This window comes from Aliarcobacter vitoriensis, from assembly GCF_003316695.1.
Taxonomy (GTDB): domain Bacteria; phylum Campylobacterota; class Campylobacteria; order Campylobacterales; family Arcobacteraceae; genus Aliarcobacter; species Aliarcobacter vitoriensis.
Genome location: NZ_PDKB01000057.1, coordinates 1 through 365 on the forward strand (window position 1 = coordinate 1; position 365 = coordinate 365).

The following is a 365-nucleotide window of genomic DNA, read 5'->3' on the forward strand; positions in this document are numbered from 1 at the left end:
GTAGAGAATATAGTAAAGAAATATAATGTAACATATATTTCAAAAGCTAATAACTTGAAAGATAAAAGTATAGATTCGCAAAAAGTGAGTTTCGGGGGGGGGTACGTTTTCATGTCAGTTGTAACATCAATGATGTTAAGTGGAACAATGTTAAATGCAAAAGAGATAAGTTTGCAAGAAGCAGTAGAGAATATAGTAAAGAAATATAATGTAACATATATCTCAAAAGCTAATAACTTGAAAGATAAAAGTATAGATTCTCAAAAAGTTAGGTTTCGGGGGGGGGTACGGTATTAAGTAATCTAAATAGCGTACTAGAAGAACATAATCTCAAAGCTATCGAAGAAGATAGCATAATTTACATA

At 30.4% G+C, this 365-nt stretch carries 1 protein-coding gene; it reads left to right on the forward strand.

The window, feature by feature from the left end; translation table 11 throughout:
- A partial coding sequence (locus tag CRU91_RS12340; RefSeq protein ID WP_222718486.1) for a hypothetical protein occupies positions 1-297 on the forward strand: 297 nt, incomplete at its 5' end.
- Positions 298-365 lie beyond the last annotated feature (68 nt).